This is a genomic window from Adlercreutzia sp. ZJ242, assembly GCF_011038995.1.
Lineage (GTDB): Bacteria > Actinomycetota > Coriobacteriia > Coriobacteriales > Eggerthellaceae > CAAEEV01.
Window position 1 is genome coordinate 40,763 of record NZ_JAAKEE010000017.1, and the last position, 14,683, is coordinate 55,445.

The following is a 14,683-nucleotide window of genomic DNA, read 5'->3' on the forward strand; positions in this document are numbered from 1 at the left end:
CTCGCTCAAGATGCAAACGCCTTACAGGAACAGCTCGCACTCCTTGCGCTCCTTGCAGGCCTTGCCGATGGCCTTGCTCACAGCAAACGTCAGAAGCCCGCTCACCTTGCGGGAGTTGCTCGGGCACACGCTGACGCAGCGCATGCAGGAAGCGCACTTCGCGGTGTCCGGCGCCTTCGGATTAGCCGCGTCGATGGCGCCCGCCGGGCACTTCGCGGCGCAGACGCCGCACTTCGTGCAGCTCGAGGTCGCCTTGGGATACGGGCCGCTCGCACCCGCCTTCTTCTTCGCGTAAGCCGGGCTGCCGGGCAGCGCCGTCGCCATGCCGCGCTCGCCCGCCCCCACCTTCCGCGCGATCTCGGCGGCGAACGCGCGCAGGGCCTTCACGTCCGTCGCGTCGGGCCGCCCCGCTGCGAAGGCGCGCACGACGGAGTGCTCGGCTATCGCGGAAACGGCGGCCACGGCCTCGAAGCCGCAGCCGACGGCCAGGTCGGACAGCTCCAGCAGCGTGTCGTCGTAAGCCCGATTGCCGTACACGCACATCAGCACGCAAGGCGTCCCCGATGCGCGCACGCTCGCAAGGCGCTCAGCCGCCAGCGCCGGCACGCGGCCGCCGAACGACGGCACCGCGATGACGGCGATCTCGGCAGACCCGTCAACCTCGACGGGAGCGAACGCGGGATCCGCCAAGTCGACGAGCTGCGTCACGCTGCCGAGCCCGTCGCACAACGCCGACGCCGCCCGCTCGGTGCCGCCGGTGGGGCTGAACTGAACGAGAGCGCACTTCATGAAATCCATCCTTCCCAGGAGCCTGCGGCCCCCGCCTCACACTTGGGAGCCTGCAGGCTCCCCAGCCTCACGCGCAAGCTCCGGGTGCAGGTAGCGGTTGCGCTTGAGCGATATCTTACCGTATTGCGTCGCCTCGCGCGGGCAGCGGTGAATGCAGGCCAAGCACTCGCTGCACGCGTCACCTGACCAGGCCGGTCGCCCTCCCTCGAGCCTGATGCTGTTGGTAGGGCATGCCTCGACGCAGGTCCCGCAGCCCACGCAGCGATCCGCCAGCACGTTGAACGGCTTGGTCGAGCGCGGCTTGTCCTGCGTCCCCGTCACCTTGGAGAGCAGGACGCCCACGGGGTTGCGCTGCGCACGCGCCCCGCGTCGCCGTGCGGCCACCGCGCGCGCGACCTCCTCCATCCGAGGCTCCGCCTTCGCGAGCTTCGCCGCGGCGCGCGCCTTGTCAGGAGGGTTGGACACGTAGATGCAGTTCTCGACGCTCGGCACCGCAAAGGCCGCGTCGAGCTCGATCCCACACGACGCGCGGAGCTCCCGCGCGAAGTACCTCACCTCGTCACCAGGGAAGTACCCGTAGGTGATGACGCAGTAGCAGTAGCCGGGCTTGAACGGCGCGCCGTCAGGCGTGAGGAACGTGACGCCGCGCACGAAGCGGTCGACCGCCGCCGGCGTGGACCAGCGGTACACCGGGAACACGAACCCCAGGTCCTCCCCCTGCCTGACGGCCACCTTGCGCTGCCCCGCCTTGAGCCCCGCGCCCAAATCATAGAGGCGGTCGCCGTTCTCGCGCGCGATCCTGCGCGCAGCGGCGAGGGAGTTCCCCGTTGCGCTGAAGTAGAGAATCATTCCACCCTCCTCGAAAGTCAGAGAGCCGGGGCGGCACCTTGGCGCTCGCCAGCCCCAGCACCCCGGCTGCGGCGCATGTCACCAGCCAGCCAGCGCCCCAGCGCTCGCCGGCCGGCCAGCGCCCGCCAACCGGCCGGCGCCCCGGCCCTCGTCAAGCGCCTGCCTTACAGGCCCTTCTCCAGGTACACGACGCCTGGCTTGGTGCCCTCCCAGGCGCTCAGCTCGTAGGCGTGGTAGCCCATGTTCTTGAGCCGCGTCATCTCGCGGGCGGCGGGGCTTGCCGGGTCGTCCAGGTCCCCGTACGTCAGCGCCTCAGTGGTGCAGTTGTACACGCAGTACGGCATGTCGTCCGTCGAGCTGCAGCCGCGGCAGTCGATGCAGCTGGTCTTGTAGACCGGCATCCATTTCATGGACAGGTTCGGCCATTGGCCGGCGGGAACGTCCACCCCGCCGCCGCCGATGGTGCGCACGTACAAGCGGTGCTCGTCGACGGGCAGGTCATAGGCTACCTTGCACGCCAAGGAGCAGGTCCAGCAGCCCAGGCAGCGGTCAACGTTAACCAGAATGGTCTTCGACATCTTACTCACCAGCCTTCCTCACTTCGCACAGGGCATCCCAGATGATCTCCGGCGCGGCGTTCTCCACGAAGAACGAAGCCGAGCGCGGCACCCCGAACGACGCCATCGTCTGGGCGAAGGCGGTGGTGATCGCACCCATCTGAGCGCTTTGGACCTCCTTGGTGTTCTGCGACACCATCAGATGCTGCGGGCAGCTGGAACCAGGGTACTTGTCCTCGTTGAAGCTGTACCACATATGAGCGATGCCGGGAGCGATGTCCTCACGCAGACGCAGCGTGGTCTTGATCACGCCGCGCTGGTTGACCACCTCGACCTCGTCGCCGTCCTTCAGGCCGCGCGCCGCGGCCTCCACCGGGTTCAGCGCCAAGCCGCTCTGCGTGGCGGTGGCCAGGCTGACCAGCTCGGGGATGTTGGTGAACTGGCTCTGCATGAAGTACTTGTGGCGTCCGGGATAGAACTGCAGCGGGTACTTCTCGCGCGCGACCTCGTCGTTGACCAGGGCAGGCTCGAAGTCGGCGAACGCCTTGCCGAGCGGCAGGAAGTTCTCGTTGTAGAACTCCACCTTGCCCGACGGGGTGTCGAAGGTGATGCCGCGGTAGTTGTCGAACTGCTCTTCGGCCACGTCGAGGTGCAGGAACTTCGCCTTCTCCAGGCGCTCGACGGTGACGTCGGCCAGCTCGCCTGCGTGCTCGGGGTCCTCCTCGGCGGTGAGGGGCGCCTGCAGGTACTGGCCGCTCGTGCCAGGCAGCGAGATCTTGAACTTGGCCCAGAACTCCAGGCTCTTGTCGCCGAACAGGTCGCCGACGCCCGTCGCCTTCGCCAGGCCGGCGAAGATCTGGGCGATGTCACGCGACTCGCCAACCGGCTCGATGGCCGGCTCGCACATGATGATGCACTCGTTGGGGCCGGGTAGCACCTCCCAGCGCTCGTACGTCGTGGTTTCGGGCAGCACGTAGTCGGCGTACTTGCACGTGTCTGACATGCGGATGTCGACCGCCACGAACAGGTCGAGGTTGGGCAGCACCTGGTTGTACCACATGTCCTTGTTCGGCCAGTTCAGGATCGGATTCGCGTAGGGGTTGATGAGCGCCTTGTACTGCTGCGGCGCATCGGGGTTGCTGAAGCTGTCGATCACGTCGACCCACGGCACCTGGTCGGCGCGGTGGATGTTCTCGTCCGGGTACCACAGCGGGTTGATGTTCAGCTGCGTGGTGGGATAGTAGTCCAGCGGCGAGGGCAGGATCGTCGCGCCCTTCGCGCCCATCTGGCCGGTCAGGTACACCAGCAGGTAGATGGCGCGAGCGGTCTGGGTCGCGTTGGCATAGCGCAGGCCGTCGTAGATGAACATGGTGGTGGGCACGGTCGCGTACTCGCGCGCCAACTCGCGGCACGTCTCGGCGGGGACGCCGGTGACGCCCTCCTGGAACTCGGGGGTGTAGCCCTCGAGGTGGTCGATGAGGAGCAGGAACACCGTGCGGCACGCAATGCCGTTGACCTCGACGGAAGCGCGCAGGTCAGGCGTATGATCACCATAGACGTCGCTCGCGGCGTAGCCCTTCAGGCGCTCCTCCTCGCTCTGCTCGGCCTCGGTTGCCACGCCGCCGGAGGTCGCGCCGATGGAGTCGGTCGCCACCGAGGAGCCGATGGCGCCAACGGCCGCCTTCGCCACGTGGCGGCCGGCGAAGCAGATCTCGCCGGTGTCGACGTCGACGTACACGTACTCGGCGGGGCTGCCGCCCTCCACGACGTCTGAGGCGTGCAGGTAGCGGCCGTTGTCCTCACGCACCAGGTAGGCAGCGGTCGTGCGCTTCACGAGCGCCTCGTCGTTCTGGAGGTTCTCGTCAACGATGGTCTTGGCCATGGCCAGCGCCAGGGCCGCGTCGGTGCCCGACTTGACGGGCACCCAGTGGTCGACCTTGGCCGACGTTACGTCGAAGAGGTTGCTGATGTGCGTGATCTTGCAGCCGCGCTCGCGCGCGTCCATGAACATATGCGACGTCTCGCCCGGACGCGTGAACCCGATGGGGTTGGACGCCCAGATGATGATGTGGTCGTTGCACTCGTTGAGCAGGTAGCGGTTGTTCGAGATGATGCCGTTGAGGTCGGTGAGCGTGGCCAAGATGGTGCTCATGTCGATGGAGGGACCCTCGAGCCTGGTGGCGCCGAACGAGTTCAGGAAGCGCATGGCCAGGTCGAAGTTGGTCGAGCGGTCGCAGCCCGGCACACCGCACCAGAACGTGTTGAGGATGGTGGCGTGCGAGCCGTACTGCTCGGTGATCGCGTTCAGCTTGGCGCCGATCTCCTCGAACGCCTGGTCCCAGCTGATCTCCTCCCATTGGCCGCTTCCGCGCTCTCCTATGCGCTTGAGCGGCTTCAGCAGGCGGTCGTGCGTGTAGGGTATCTTCGCGCTCATGATGCCCTTGCTGCAGATTCGCGGTCCCGGCGCGGGGCTTGGCAGCGGCGCGCGCTGCGTGCGCACGATCTTGCCGTCCCTTGAGTGGACCTCGAGGATGCAATGCTCATGGCAACCGAAGCCCTGACACGGGTTGTAGGTCACCCTCTCCTCGGAGCTAGCCATTCTCGGCTCCCTTCCTCGTCATTTCGCCTGGGTTTTCCCAGGTCTTACGAAGAAGTCTAGATACCGTGCGGCCGTGGGGAAAATAGGGATGCGCGATGCGGAGGGGCAGGCGATGCTTGCTCGCTATCACGATTCGCAATAGGCGGTATTGCGAGTCTCGCGCCCGAGGTCACGCCAAGGGTTTTTCGCTAAAATAGGCGAGGGGGGAGGATGTCATGAACATTGAGTCTCTGAGGGAATTCATCGTCTTCAGCAGGTACCTGAACTTCAGCAAGGCCGCGCTGCACCTTAACCTCGCGCAGCCGACCCTGAGCAGCCACATCGCGAACCTGGAGAAGGAGCTCGGCTTCAAGCTCGTCGTGCGCGAGCAGCCCGTCAGGCTCACCATGGCGGGCAAGCGGTTCTGCACTGACGTCAAGGGCATCCTCGAGGACCTTGACGAGGCCGTCTCGTCCTGTCGGCAGATGTCCGACAACTCGGGGGTCATCACCTTCGAGCAGCCTATTCGCATCAACGGGTTCGGGCGTGCGATCGACCGCCTGGTGCTGCTGTTCAGGAAGGAGAACCCCGGCATCGACGTCAAATGGACGAGCCACAAGGGCACGACGTTGATCGACGCCCTCGCGGCCGGGCGCGTCGACGGCGGATTCTCCGCCACCAACATGGCGGCGGAGCTCGACGCCGAGCAGTCCGCCCTCGTGAGCCTGACGCCCCTGCCCCACATCGACCCGGGGGAGTTCTACCTTTGGATGCACCAGTCCAACCCGCTGTGCGCTTGCGGGTCGATCAGCGTCGCCAGCCTGAACGGCTGCTCGTTTCTGATCCCCTCGTCAGTGGCCTACCTGCCGCTCGAGTCGCTGGCGCGCGCCGCCTCGGAGAAGTTCGGCATCCAGATCAGCTGCTCATGCTGGCCGGGAAGCTACGAGGAGTGCATCCTCAACATCTCCCCGAAGGAGGTCATGCTCGTCAACGACGAGGAGCGCCTGGAGCCGGCCTATGCCGTGGTGGACAACCGCTGCTTCAAGAAGGTCAGCGGCATCGAGGAGTTCATCACCCCGTGCTTCGTCTCGAGCGCATCCAACCGCAACCCGGCCCTGCGCCAGTTCGAGGAGTTCCTCGCGAAGCTCTGAGCGGCGCAGGCGAGCGAAGCTCCCGCCGAACCAACCGAATGTGAGAAGGCGGCAACAACAGCCTCGCCCCGTCCTCCTGAGCAGCAGTCGAACATCGAAGCGCACGGTGACGCGCAGGGGTCAGGCGCCGGGCGGAAAGGACACGGCATGGCCGTTACCGACAACGATGCTTTTTCATCCACCCCTCAGGTGATCCTGGATGAAAGAGGGTCGTTATCGGCGGTTTCACGGGAAAAGCGGATGCGAAAGCGCCGTTGTCGGTGGTTTTCGGGGCTCGAATCGCCGATAACGGGCGTTTTCCATCCAGCTTTTCAAAACCGTGGATGGAAATAGGGCGTTGTCGGTGCTCAAGGCTTCGCCCCCGTATCTCCCGTTTCGGCAGATGCTTCTGCCGACCCCCCCTCTCTCGCGCTCAACGAGAGATGACCGCTCTCCCAAGAATCGACGCATCCGCCTCGGCAGCACGCGCTCCAAGGTTTCGCACCTTGCTTCCCTGCATCGCCAGCGTCGAGGAACTTCTTCCTTGCCACGAAGTTCCACGCCATCGGGGCCGACCCCGTTGGAACCTACGGCCGAAGGGCCTTCGCCCGCTTCGTGTACGACGCGACGCAGGCCGTCCAGGAATACCGCGACGTAACGGGATCGGACCTCCCCCTGCCGTAGGCTGCGCCGCTTCGAGTCGCTATTCAGGCATGCCTCTTCACATCCCAAGAGGATCAACTGGGCTTTCCATGTGCCGTTCTCCACGGCTGACTGTGCTGTTGATGAAGAAATGCCCGAAAATGAGATATTCGGAGAACTCGATGAGCAGCTCGAAAAGCTCATGAGATTCGAGGCGAGAATTGCGCCCCTCATCATCGAAGATGCTCAGCAGGAGGGCAGCTCGACACGCCCCGCGCTCATTCGGCGGTAGAAGTCCTCGGGGATCCTGCGGTGCCCGAATCCCTTGACCTCGATCCCATCTTCCGTGGTGCGGTAGATGATGCGGCAGTCGGCCTTCGCGCCTTGGACGACGCGGTGCTGGTAATGGCAGGAGAGCCACTGGCCGAGCTCGTGCTTCAAGGAGCTGGGGCTCACCTGCCCGCGAACGAGCGAAGCGGCCCGTGGCGGGCCATCGTAGAGAAAAACCCCGCTTCACCTGGTGAAACGGGGTTGAGTTACGTGGTGGTCGATACAGGATTTGAACCTGTGACCTTGTGCTTGTAAGGCACCTGCGCTCCCGCTGCGCCAATCGACCACGTTATGCGCGCCGCCGTGCCGGCCCGCGCGTGCCTAGGTATTTTCGCACAGGCGAATACGATTGGCAAGCGCGACGGCGAGGCCATGCGTGCGAACCCGGCCGGCATGTGAGCCGCGAGACTCCAGATGCCGCAACCTGGAAGGCCCGCGAGCCAGCGGGGCTCCAGGCGCCAACCGACCGCCCGGCACGCTTCGGCGCGCCCAGCACGCTCCGGCGCGCTCCGGCGCTGCGCGCCTACAGGCTCACGAAGCTGTCGGGGAACTGCTTGTTCGCGTTCAGCACGTCGGCGCTCGTGTCGCCGTAGCGGAGCCACTCGGCGTCGGTGGGCTTGCGCTTGATCATGGCGTTCTCCATGATCTCCTTGAGCGCCTTGGTCTTGAGCGCGTACTCCTCCATCTGCGCGAGGCGGCCCTCCAGCTCGATCTGCTGGCGCTTGCGCGCCTTGTCCTGGATGTCGTCGCCCGGGATGATCGCGTAGAAGTCCTCCGCCTCGAGCGTGTAGCCGGCGTGGTCGGCGTACGCCTCGAGCGCCGAGTCCTCCTTCAGGCTCTGGAGGGTGCGCTCCTTGACGTCGGCGTACAGCTGGTCGAGCGTCATGCCGCGCTGACGGCAGAAGTCCTCGATGGTCATGCCGTTGCGGCTGATCATCTCCTCGAGGCGGTAGTTCGCCGCGTAGAGGGACTCCTCAACCAGGTCAGCCGGCAGCTCCTCCACCAGGCGCTTCGAGAGCTCCTTGCAGATGGCGTCCTGGTCGGAGAGCTCCTGCACCTCGCGGTTGTCGCGGTACATGTTGTAGCGGATGAAGATCATCAGCTCCTCGACGTTCTTGAAGTCCTTCGTGTGCGCCGCCACCCACTGGTTCGACAGGCGCGGCTCCTCGCCCTCCTTGCAGCACTGCAGCTTCAGCCAGCGGAGCGCCTGTTCGCGGATGACCTCCTCGGGGATCCTTACCTCCTCGGCAATGGCGTACACCGGGTCGTACGAGGTAAGGGTAAAGCGTTGTTTCGCCATGTGGAAAACCTCCAAGTGAAATGTGTCGGAAACGAAAGCCCGCCGCCTGCGCGCGCAGGCGGCGGGCAGGATGTCCTAGCGGTAGTCGATCCCCTGGTCGCCGCCGAGGAGCTTGGTCTGCTCCTTCATGTGCTGCGCCTTCTCCTGGGCCGACACGAAGTTCTCGGGGGCGTCCTCGATCTCGAGGATCTCGACCTCGAACGTGAGGCTCTTGCCCGCCAGCGGGTGGTTCAGGTCGAACTTCGCGATGCCGTCCTTCACCTCGAGCACCGTCGCCGGCACGGGCGCGCCGTCCTCGCTGCTCGACAGCCAGATGCGCTTGCCCACCTTCACGTTGGTGGGAATCTGCTCGAGCGGAATCTCGGCCGTGTAGTCGTCGAGGTACTCGCCGTACGCCTCGTACTCGCTGATGGTGAACGTCTTCTTCTCGCCCACCTCGCTCATCGCGAGGATGGCCTGCTCGAAGCCGTCGATGGCCATGTCCATGCCCGTCTGGAACTTCATGGGGTCCTCTTCGTTGGCGAAGCCGAACACCGTGCCGTCCTCGAGCGTGCCCTTGTAGACGAGCGTCACCGTAGATCCAAGTTGCATCGGTAATCCCCTTTCAGGATTGGTTCAAGCCGCCTGCGAAGCTCGCAGGCAGAACAGATACCTCGTAAAGCGCAGGTTGCCGCGCACGGGCGAGGCGAGGGCCGCCGCAGGCCGCCGTGCGCCGGGTCCGCCATGCATCGCCGGCCCGCCGCCGCGCGACCGCCTGCGCGCGGCCTGCGCATCGCTAGCCTGCGCGCGCCGCCCGCCTAGGCGTCGGCCACCACCGTCACCTGCGCGTTCTCCACCAGCCAGTCGGTTGCCTTCGTCTGGCGGCACATCTTGCGCACGTCGGCCATGCGGTTGGCCTTCTCCCACGCCGCGCGCGTGGCGGCCGGGTCGTCATCGCCCTCGAACATCTTGTCGATGTCCTCGTCGGTGAGCTCGAGCCCCAGGTCGCGGAAGAGCGCCTCGAGCGCGCAGTCGATGGAGGCGCGGCGCTGCGCCTCGGTGGCCACGTCCTCCTTCATCTGGTCGGCCTGGATGCTGTTCTGGAGCATCCACTGCTGGAGGTTCGTGCCCTGCTTCTCGAGCGACTGCATGAGCTCGCGCCCCACGTCCTGGCGGATGAAGTCCACGTAGTAGCCGGGGACCTCGCCGTCGAGGCGCTCGAGCACCGCGTCGATCACGCGATCGACCTTGAGCTTGGGGAGCTCCTTGCCCTTCTGCACGCTGATGCTGTGGCGCATCTGCTTGCGCATGTCCTCCACGCTGGTGCAGCCCACCTTCGCGGCGAGCTCGTCGTCGATCGCGGGGAGGACGCGCTTGCGGAAGCTCTTGATCTCCACCACGGCGTGCAGCTCGCCGTCGCCGAACTCGGAGCCGCCCTCGTCGTCCTTCGCCTCGAAGTCGAACTCGAGCACATCGCCGGCCTTCGCGCCGTAGACCTTCTCGTCGAACGACGCGGGCATGATGCCCTCGCCCAGGCCGATCATGCGGCTGGCGTTGGAGAGCCCGGATATCACCTTGCCGTGGTTGTCGACCGAGAGCACCGCCATCATGTAGTCGCCCGGCTCGGCCACGTGGTCGGGGTCGGCGATCTCCTCGAAGGAGTGGTAGTAGTCCTGCAGCTCGGCGAGCTGGGCGTCCACCTCCTCGTCGGTGACCTCCTCGGGGGGCATCTCGATGGAGACTGGCTCGCAGCTCGTGAGCTTCATGGCGGGGGCCACCAGGCCCGACACGGTGAACGTGAAGGGGCGGCCCTCCTCGAGCTGGTCGGTCACGTTGAACTGCGGCTCCTCGATGAAGATCACGTCGGCCCCGTCGATGGCCTTGAAGGCCATCTCGTTGATGAGCGTCTCGGCCACGCCGCCCATGGCGTTCGCATGCCCGCCGACGCTCTGCTCCAGGATGGCGCGCGGGGCCTTGCCCTTGCGGAATCCCTTGAGGTCACGCTGGGCGATCTGCCCGAAGAACTCCTTGGCGCTCGCGTCGACTTCCTCGGCGCTCGCGGTTATGGTGAGGACCAGTTCCTGGCGCTCGCCGTCATCCTCCAGCGCCCTATCTTTTACTTGCACAGTCTCTCCCCCTGTACATGAACTCGCTTGCATTTCTCGAAGCGCGTCCCGCGCGCTTCAGCCCATGCTTCCGCCCACTAGACACGTTCTGCTATTGTAACGCACCCTCCCCGTTTTCCCTAGGGGGAGGCCCCGCTCATCCTGGATCAAAGTCGCGAAATTCGCCCGTTGGCGCTGCTAGCGCGTGCGCAGCGCGCCGATGCCGCCCATGATGAACGTGTCGATGGACTGCTGCAGGCGCGGCCAGTCCTCCGCGCGCACGCCCGAGAGCGCCACCGCGTAGCAGCCGCTCAGCTGGAAGCGCAGCATGGCGCGCGCATGCGCCTCCTCGAGCCCCGCCGCGCGGTACGTCGCCACCATCTCGCTCGCGTACGCCCCGGCCTCGACGCGCTCGAACAGCGTGGGGAGGAAGCGCGTGTCCCGCACGAGCGGCAGGTACTTCCCCGCGTTGCGAATGGCCACGCAGAACGGCTGCGCGTCCAGACGGCGCGCCGCGCAGCCCTCGCAGCCCACGAACGCCTCGAGCGGGGGGATGCGCGCCGTGAAGTCGTAGGCGAGCTCCTCGTAGGCCTCCTGCACGTTGCCGAAGTGCGCGTACAGCGTCGAGCGGCTCACGTGCGCCGCGCGCGCGAGCTCCGACATGGTGATGCTCGCCAGCTGCCGCGTGCCGAGCAGGTCTAAGAGCGCGTCCTTTATCGCCTCGCGGCTGCGCCGCGCCCGCGCGTCAGTCATGGGCTTCCTCCTTCGCCTCGAGCGTCTCCGCTCGCGCCCTCGGCGTGCGCCGCCGCTGCCTTCGCTGTTGCCTTCGGCCTCGCCGCCCTCGGCGTGCGCCGCCCGCGCCGCGCACCGAGGCGCGCCCGCGCACGTGGGCGCAAGTTATCGTACATATTGTACGATTCTGTACGCCACACACGCGGCGCGTTTCCTACAATCACAGCAAGCCAACACCGGAAACAGGAGGTGACGCTTCATGAAGACAAGCAACGACGCGCTCTTGGACCTGCTCGGGAGGGAGCACGTCCAGTTCGTCGTCCCCACATACCAGCGCCTCTACTCGTGGAAGCACCGCCAGTGCGAGGAGCTCTGGCTCGACGTGCACCGCGCCGCGAAGTCGAACCTGACGCACTTCGTGGGCACGCTGCTCTACGAGCAGGACGCGCAGGACGCGGGCGGCATCACGCGCCTGGCGGTGGTCGACGGGCAGCAGCGCCTGACCACGCTCACGCTGATGCTCGCGGCGTTCGCCCGCTACCTCGGCGCGCATGCCGACGCTGGCGCGGGCGTCGACGCCGCGAGCATCGAGCGGCGGTTCCTCAAGACGACGCCCGCTGACGCCGACAGCGCGACCCCGGCCGGCGCGGCTGACGCGGCCGGCGCCGACAGCGCAACCGGAACCCCCGCCAGCGCCCCCACCGGAGCCGCCAGCCAGGCCAAGCTCCTCCTCTCCCGCACCGACCGCGACACGCTCCTCGCCGTCGCCATGCGCGAGGAGCTGCCGAAAAGCCCCTCGGAGAACGTCATGGCCAACCTCGCCTTCTTCGAGGGCAAGATGGCCGAGGAGGGCTTCGACCCCGCGGCCTTCTGGCGCGGGGTCAACCTGCTGTTCGTGGTGGGCGCGCAGGTCGACCGCTCCGACAACGCCCAGCTCATCTTCGAGAGCCTGAACTCCAAGGGCCTGCCGCTCACCACGGCCGACCTCGTGCGCAACTACCTCCTGCTCGCCGAGACGCACGCCGAGCAGACCCGCCTCTACGACGAGTACTGGTCGCCCATCGAGGGCATGTTCGCGCCCGACCCCGGCTCGCTGCGCCTCGACAACGCCATCCAGGGCTGGCTCTCGCTGCGCTTCCGCAAGGTGCGCGCGAAGGGCACGGGCGAGGTGTACAGCGTGTTCAAGCGCTACGTGGAGGACGAGTTCGAGGGAACCACCGAGAGCCTGCTCGCCGAGCTGCGCAACTTCAGCCTCGTGTGGGCGGAGAACTACCGCTACCACGCCGTGAAGAAGTTCCGCTCGTCGTTCAACTGGGCCATCAACGGCGCGCCCACGCTCGTGGCGGACCGCAAGCTCAAGAAGACCGACCACGAGGGGGCTGCGCAGAAGTACAACGAGGCCATGTCGGCCGTCGACGCGACGCAGTAGGGAGGCGTCATGATCATCAGACAAGAAACGCTCCTCGACTTTCTGGGAGCGCCGGACACCCAGCTCGTGATCCCCGTCTACCAGCGCGTCTACGCGTGGAGCACGCGCCAGTGCGACCAGCTGTGGGCCGACGTCATGCGCGCGGGACGCACGGGGGCCACGCACTTCACCGGCACCGTCCTGTACGCGCACGAGCCGGGCGACGCCGCCGGCGCCGAGCACCTGCACGTCATCGACGGGCAGCAGCGCACGGCCACGCTCACGCTCCTGCTCACCGCGCTGCGCGACTACCTGGGCGAGTCCGGCCTCACGCTCGAGGGGGCCACGGCCGAGGGCATCACGCAGCGCTACCTGCGCGCGCCGGGCATGCCCGCGGCGTCCGACGGCACGCCCGCGCCGAAGCTGCTGCTCTCGCGCGTCGACCGCGCCACGCTGTCAGCCGTGCTCGAGAAGACGGAGCTTCCCGAAGAAGACGACCTGTCTGCCAACGTCATCAGCAACTACCGCCGCTTCCGCGAGAAGATGGGCGAGCGCTTCGACGCCGAGGACGCCGCGGCGCTCTGGGGCGGCCTGCAGCGGCTCGTCGTGCTGGCCGCCGAGCTCGAGGGCGAGGACCGCGCGCAGCTCATCTTCGAGAGCCTGAACTCGAAGGGCATGCCGCTGTCGACGGCCGACCTCGTGCGCAACCTGCTGCTCGCCAGCGCCAGCTACGACGAGCAGACGCGCCTGTACGACCGCTACTGGGCACCCGTCGAGCGCATGTACGGCGAGGAGGGCGGGTCGGCGCGCCTGGCCGCCGCGCTGCACGGCTGGCTCGCCGTCACCGCGCCCAAGCTGCGCGTGGGCAGCGCCGACGAGGTGTACGCCGCCTTCAAGACCTACCTGGAGGACATCCACAGAGGCTCGCTCGAGGAGCTGCTGCGGGGGCTCAAGGGGTTCTGCACCACGTTCAACGAGCGCTCGCAGTCATCCGGGTCGGCGACGGCGCAGCGGCACTCCCAAAACGGAAACTCCCTCGAGAACACCATCGCCAGCAAGAAGCTGTTCGGCGACTGATCGGCGAACAGGCAGCGGCGCTCCCGAGGCGCCGCCTTGCGACGAGGCGGTGAGGAAGCGCGCGACCCGCGAAGCCGCGCGCTTTCCCTTATGCGGGGCCCTACGCCGGGTCGGCGGAGTTCAGCCTGATGGCACACGCCTGCAGCTCCTGCACGAGCGCGGGCGTCACGGGCTCGGCAGGCTCCTCCCCCGCCTCGAGCTGCGCGTCGATCGCCAGGCAGCGGCGGATGAACCGCTCGTTGCCCTCGTCGATCATCCCGAGCTCGCGCGCGCAGGCGAAGCCGTCCTCAAGATCCGTCGACTTCGCCACGCGCCACAGATGCAGCGTGACGAGCCGCACCGACCCGCGAAACCGCCTCTCAACTGGCACTTCCATGCTCAACAACCTCCTTTGGGCAGACGCGCGCCCCGCCTCCCCGCTCCGCAGGCCGACGGCCGCTAGAGCTTGCTCACGTAGAGCGACACGGCCTCGTAGCGCACGTCCTCGTCACCGGGCACCACGTCCACCGTGCTGCCCGGCTTGAAGCCGCGGCTCGCCTCCACCGCGTAGGACTCCACGACGGTCGCCTCGCCGAATCCCGCAGCTGCGAGCCACGCCTCGTTCTCCTGCCGCGTGCGCGCCGCCTGGATGCAGTTGCCCAGCTCGCGAGCAGCAGCCACCACGTCGTCGTCGCGCTCGCGGTCGGCGAGCACCGTCTCGAACACGAGCAGGCCGCCCGGCTTGAGCACGCGCCCGAACTCGCGCAGCGCGCGGGCGGTGTCGAAGAACAGCGTGTTCACGCTGTTCACGTACACCACGTCCATCGTGGAGGTGCCGATGCCCGCCGCGATGAGGTCCTCGGGGTAGGCCGCGCGGAACTCCATGTTGTTGCGCGCCAGGCCGCTGTCGCGCCATGCGCGCTCCATGCGGTCGCGCGCCTCGGCGAGGTGCGCCGCGCTCCAGTCGACGCCGATGACGCCGCCGCCGTTGCCCGCCATCGAGCTCAGCTTGAACACGCCCTTGCCGCGGCGGCAGCACACGTCGAGGATCTTCTTGCCCTTCAGCTCGCTCGCCGGCAGGACCATCTTGCAGGTGCTCGCGAAGCCGTACTCGAACTCCTTGTCGGCGTAGTGCGCCACGAGCGCCGCGTCATCCGCCGCATCGGCCCCGGCGGCAGCGCCCGCAGCGCGGGCCGCCCCGGCGCCCGCCGCCCCAGCCGCAGCCGCC

At 67.0% G+C, this 14,683-nt stretch carries 15 protein-coding genes and 1 tRNA gene; 4 read left to right on the forward strand and 12 right to left on the reverse strand.

The window, feature by feature from the left end:
- Positions 1-21 precede the first annotated feature (21 nt).
- From G7Y49_RS05955 to G7Y49_RS05970, 4 genes are all read right to left on the reverse strand, one after another.
- On the reverse strand, positions 22-789 hold the full coding sequence (locus G7Y49_RS05955) for a 4Fe-4S binding protein (RefSeq protein ID WP_165172027.1): 768 nt from the start codon (positions 787-789) through the stop codon (positions 22-24).
- A 36-nt stretch (positions 790-825) separates the two neighbouring features.
- Positions 826-1,638 carry an EFR1 family ferrodoxin gene (locus tag G7Y49_RS05960; RefSeq protein ID WP_165172029.1) on the reverse strand — a complete coding sequence of 271 codons (813 nt, stop codon included), beginning with the start codon at positions 1,636-1,638 and terminating at the stop codon, positions 826-828.
- A 164-nt stretch (positions 1,639-1,802) separates the two neighbouring features.
- Positions 1,803-2,225, reverse strand: a complete 423-nt coding sequence (locus tag G7Y49_RS05965; RefSeq protein ID WP_165172031.1) for a hypothetical protein — start codon at positions 2,223-2,225, stop codon at positions 1,803-1,805.
- Positions 2,218-4,794, reverse strand: coding sequence for a molybdopterin-dependent oxidoreductase (locus G7Y49_RS05970; RefSeq protein WP_165172033.1), 2,577 nt, complete (start codon positions 4,792-4,794; stop codon positions 2,218-2,220). The genes G7Y49_RS05965 and G7Y49_RS05970 overlap by 8 nt, the downstream gene beginning before the upstream one ends.
- Positions 4,795-5,009: 215 nt before the next feature.
- Here G7Y49_RS05970 and G7Y49_RS05975 point away from each other — a divergent pair, with 215 nt between their 5' ends.
- Together G7Y49_RS05975 and G7Y49_RS05980 are read left to right on the forward strand one after the other, a co-directional pair.
- A complete protein-coding gene (locus G7Y49_RS05975) occupies positions 5,010-5,924 on the forward strand; it encodes a LysR family transcriptional regulator (RefSeq protein WP_165172035.1) in 915 nt (304 codons plus the stop codon).
- A gap of 147 nt (positions 5,925-6,071) precedes the next feature.
- Entirely contained in the window at positions 6,072-6,257 is a 186-nt protein-coding gene (locus G7Y49_RS05980) for a hypothetical protein (RefSeq protein WP_165172037.1), read from the forward strand.
- A 534-nt stretch (positions 6,258-6,791) separates the two neighbouring features.
- Here G7Y49_RS05980 and G7Y49_RS05985 read toward each other — a convergent pair.
- The 6 genes from G7Y49_RS05985 to G7Y49_RS06010 all read right to left on the reverse strand — a co-directional run bounded on the left by G7Y49_RS05985 (position 6,792) and on the right by G7Y49_RS06010 (position 11,012).
- On the reverse strand, positions 6,792-6,986 hold the full coding sequence (locus G7Y49_RS05985) for a hypothetical protein (RefSeq protein WP_165172039.1): 195 nt from the start codon (positions 6,984-6,986) through the stop codon (positions 6,792-6,794).
- Between the two features lie 100 nt (positions 6,987-7,086).
- Positions 7,087-7,161, reverse strand: a tRNA-Val gene (locus G7Y49_RS05990).
- A gap of 237 nt (positions 7,162-7,398) precedes the next feature.
- Positions 7,399-8,175 carry a hypothetical protein gene (locus G7Y49_RS05995; protein WP_165172041.1) on the reverse strand — a complete coding sequence of 259 codons (777 nt, stop codon included), beginning with the start codon at positions 8,173-8,175 and terminating at the stop codon, positions 7,399-7,401.
- Positions 8,176-8,250: 75 nt separating this feature from the next.
- A complete protein-coding gene (locus tag G7Y49_RS06000; RefSeq protein ID WP_165172043.1) occupies positions 8,251-8,766 on the reverse strand; it encodes a peptidylprolyl isomerase in 516 nt (171 codons plus the stop codon).
- A gap of 206 nt (positions 8,767-8,972) precedes the next feature.
- Entirely contained in the window at positions 8,973-10,280 is a 1,308-nt protein-coding gene (gene tig, locus G7Y49_RS06005; RefSeq protein ID WP_165172045.1) for a trigger factor, read from the reverse strand.
- 177 nt (positions 10,281-10,457) lie between these two features.
- Positions 10,458-11,012, reverse strand: a complete 555-nt coding sequence (locus G7Y49_RS06010) for a TetR/AcrR family transcriptional regulator (protein WP_165172047.1) — start codon at positions 11,010-11,012, stop codon at positions 10,458-10,460.
- A gap of 238 nt (positions 11,013-11,250) precedes the next feature.
- On the opposite strand from G7Y49_RS06010, the gene G7Y49_RS06015 reads away from it, so the two are divergent.
- Both G7Y49_RS06015 and G7Y49_RS06020 read left to right on the forward strand, forming a co-directional pair.
- Positions 11,251-12,420, forward strand: coding sequence for a DUF262 domain-containing protein (locus G7Y49_RS06015; protein WP_165172049.1), 1,170 nt, complete (start codon positions 11,251-11,253; stop codon positions 12,418-12,420).
- A 9-nt stretch (positions 12,421-12,429) separates the two neighbouring features.
- Positions 12,430-13,476 carry a DUF262 domain-containing protein gene (locus G7Y49_RS06020; protein WP_165172051.1) on the forward strand — a complete coding sequence of 349 codons (1,047 nt, stop codon included), beginning with the start codon at positions 12,430-12,432 and terminating at the stop codon, positions 13,474-13,476.
- Between the two features lie 100 nt (positions 13,477-13,576).
- Here the strand turns inward: G7Y49_RS06020 and G7Y49_RS06025 are convergent, their stop codons facing one another.
- Positions 13,577-13,852: a hypothetical protein gene (locus G7Y49_RS06025; RefSeq protein WP_165172053.1), complete on the reverse strand. Its 276-nt coding sequence runs from the start codon at positions 13,850-13,852 to the stop codon at positions 13,577-13,579.
- A 62-nt stretch (positions 13,853-13,914) separates the two neighbouring features.
- Positions 13,915-14,683 (reverse strand): class I SAM-dependent methyltransferase (locus tag G7Y49_RS06030; protein WP_165172055.1); only part of this gene is annotated, 769 nt, incomplete at its 5' end.

Coding starts and splice junctions, on each gene's coding strand:
- G7Y49_RS06000 (WP_165172043.1), bottom strand. CDS start 8,766: ATGCAACTTGGATCTACGGTGACGCTCGTCTACAAGGGCACGCTCGAG.
- G7Y49_RS05970 (WP_165172033.1), bottom strand. CDS start 4,794: ATGGCTAGCTCCGAGGAGAGGGTGACCTACAACCCGTGTCAGGGCTTC.
- G7Y49_RS06010 (WP_165172047.1), bottom strand. CDS start 11,012: ATGACTGACGCGCGGGCGCGGCGCAGCCGCGAGGCGATAAAGGACGCG.
- G7Y49_RS05975 (WP_165172035.1), top strand. CDS start 5,010: ATGAACATTGAGTCTCTGAGGGAATTCATCGTCTTCAGCAGGTACCTG.
- G7Y49_RS05960 (WP_165172029.1), bottom strand. CDS start 1,638: ATGATTCTCTACTTCAGCGCAACGGGGAACTCCCTCGCCGCTGCGCGC.
- G7Y49_RS06025 (WP_165172053.1), bottom strand. CDS start 13,852: ATGGAAGTGCCAGTTGAGAGGCGGTTTCGCGGGTCGGTGCGGCTCGTC.
- G7Y49_RS05995 (WP_165172041.1), bottom strand. CDS start 8,175: ATGGCGAAACAACGCTTTACCCTTACCTCGTACGACCCGGTGTACGCC.
- G7Y49_RS06020 (WP_165172051.1), top strand. CDS start 12,430: ATGATCATCAGACAAGAAACGCTCCTCGACTTTCTGGGAGCGCCGGAC.
- G7Y49_RS05980 (WP_165172037.1), top strand. CDS start 6,072: ATGGCCGTTACCGACAACGATGCTTTTTCATCCACCCCTCAGGTGATC.
- G7Y49_RS05955 (WP_165172027.1), bottom strand. CDS start 789: ATGAAGTGCGCTCTCGTTCAGTTCAGCCCCACCGGCGGCACCGAGCGG.
- G7Y49_RS06015 (WP_165172049.1), top strand. CDS start 11,251: ATGAAGACAAGCAACGACGCGCTCTTGGACCTGCTCGGGAGGGAGCAC.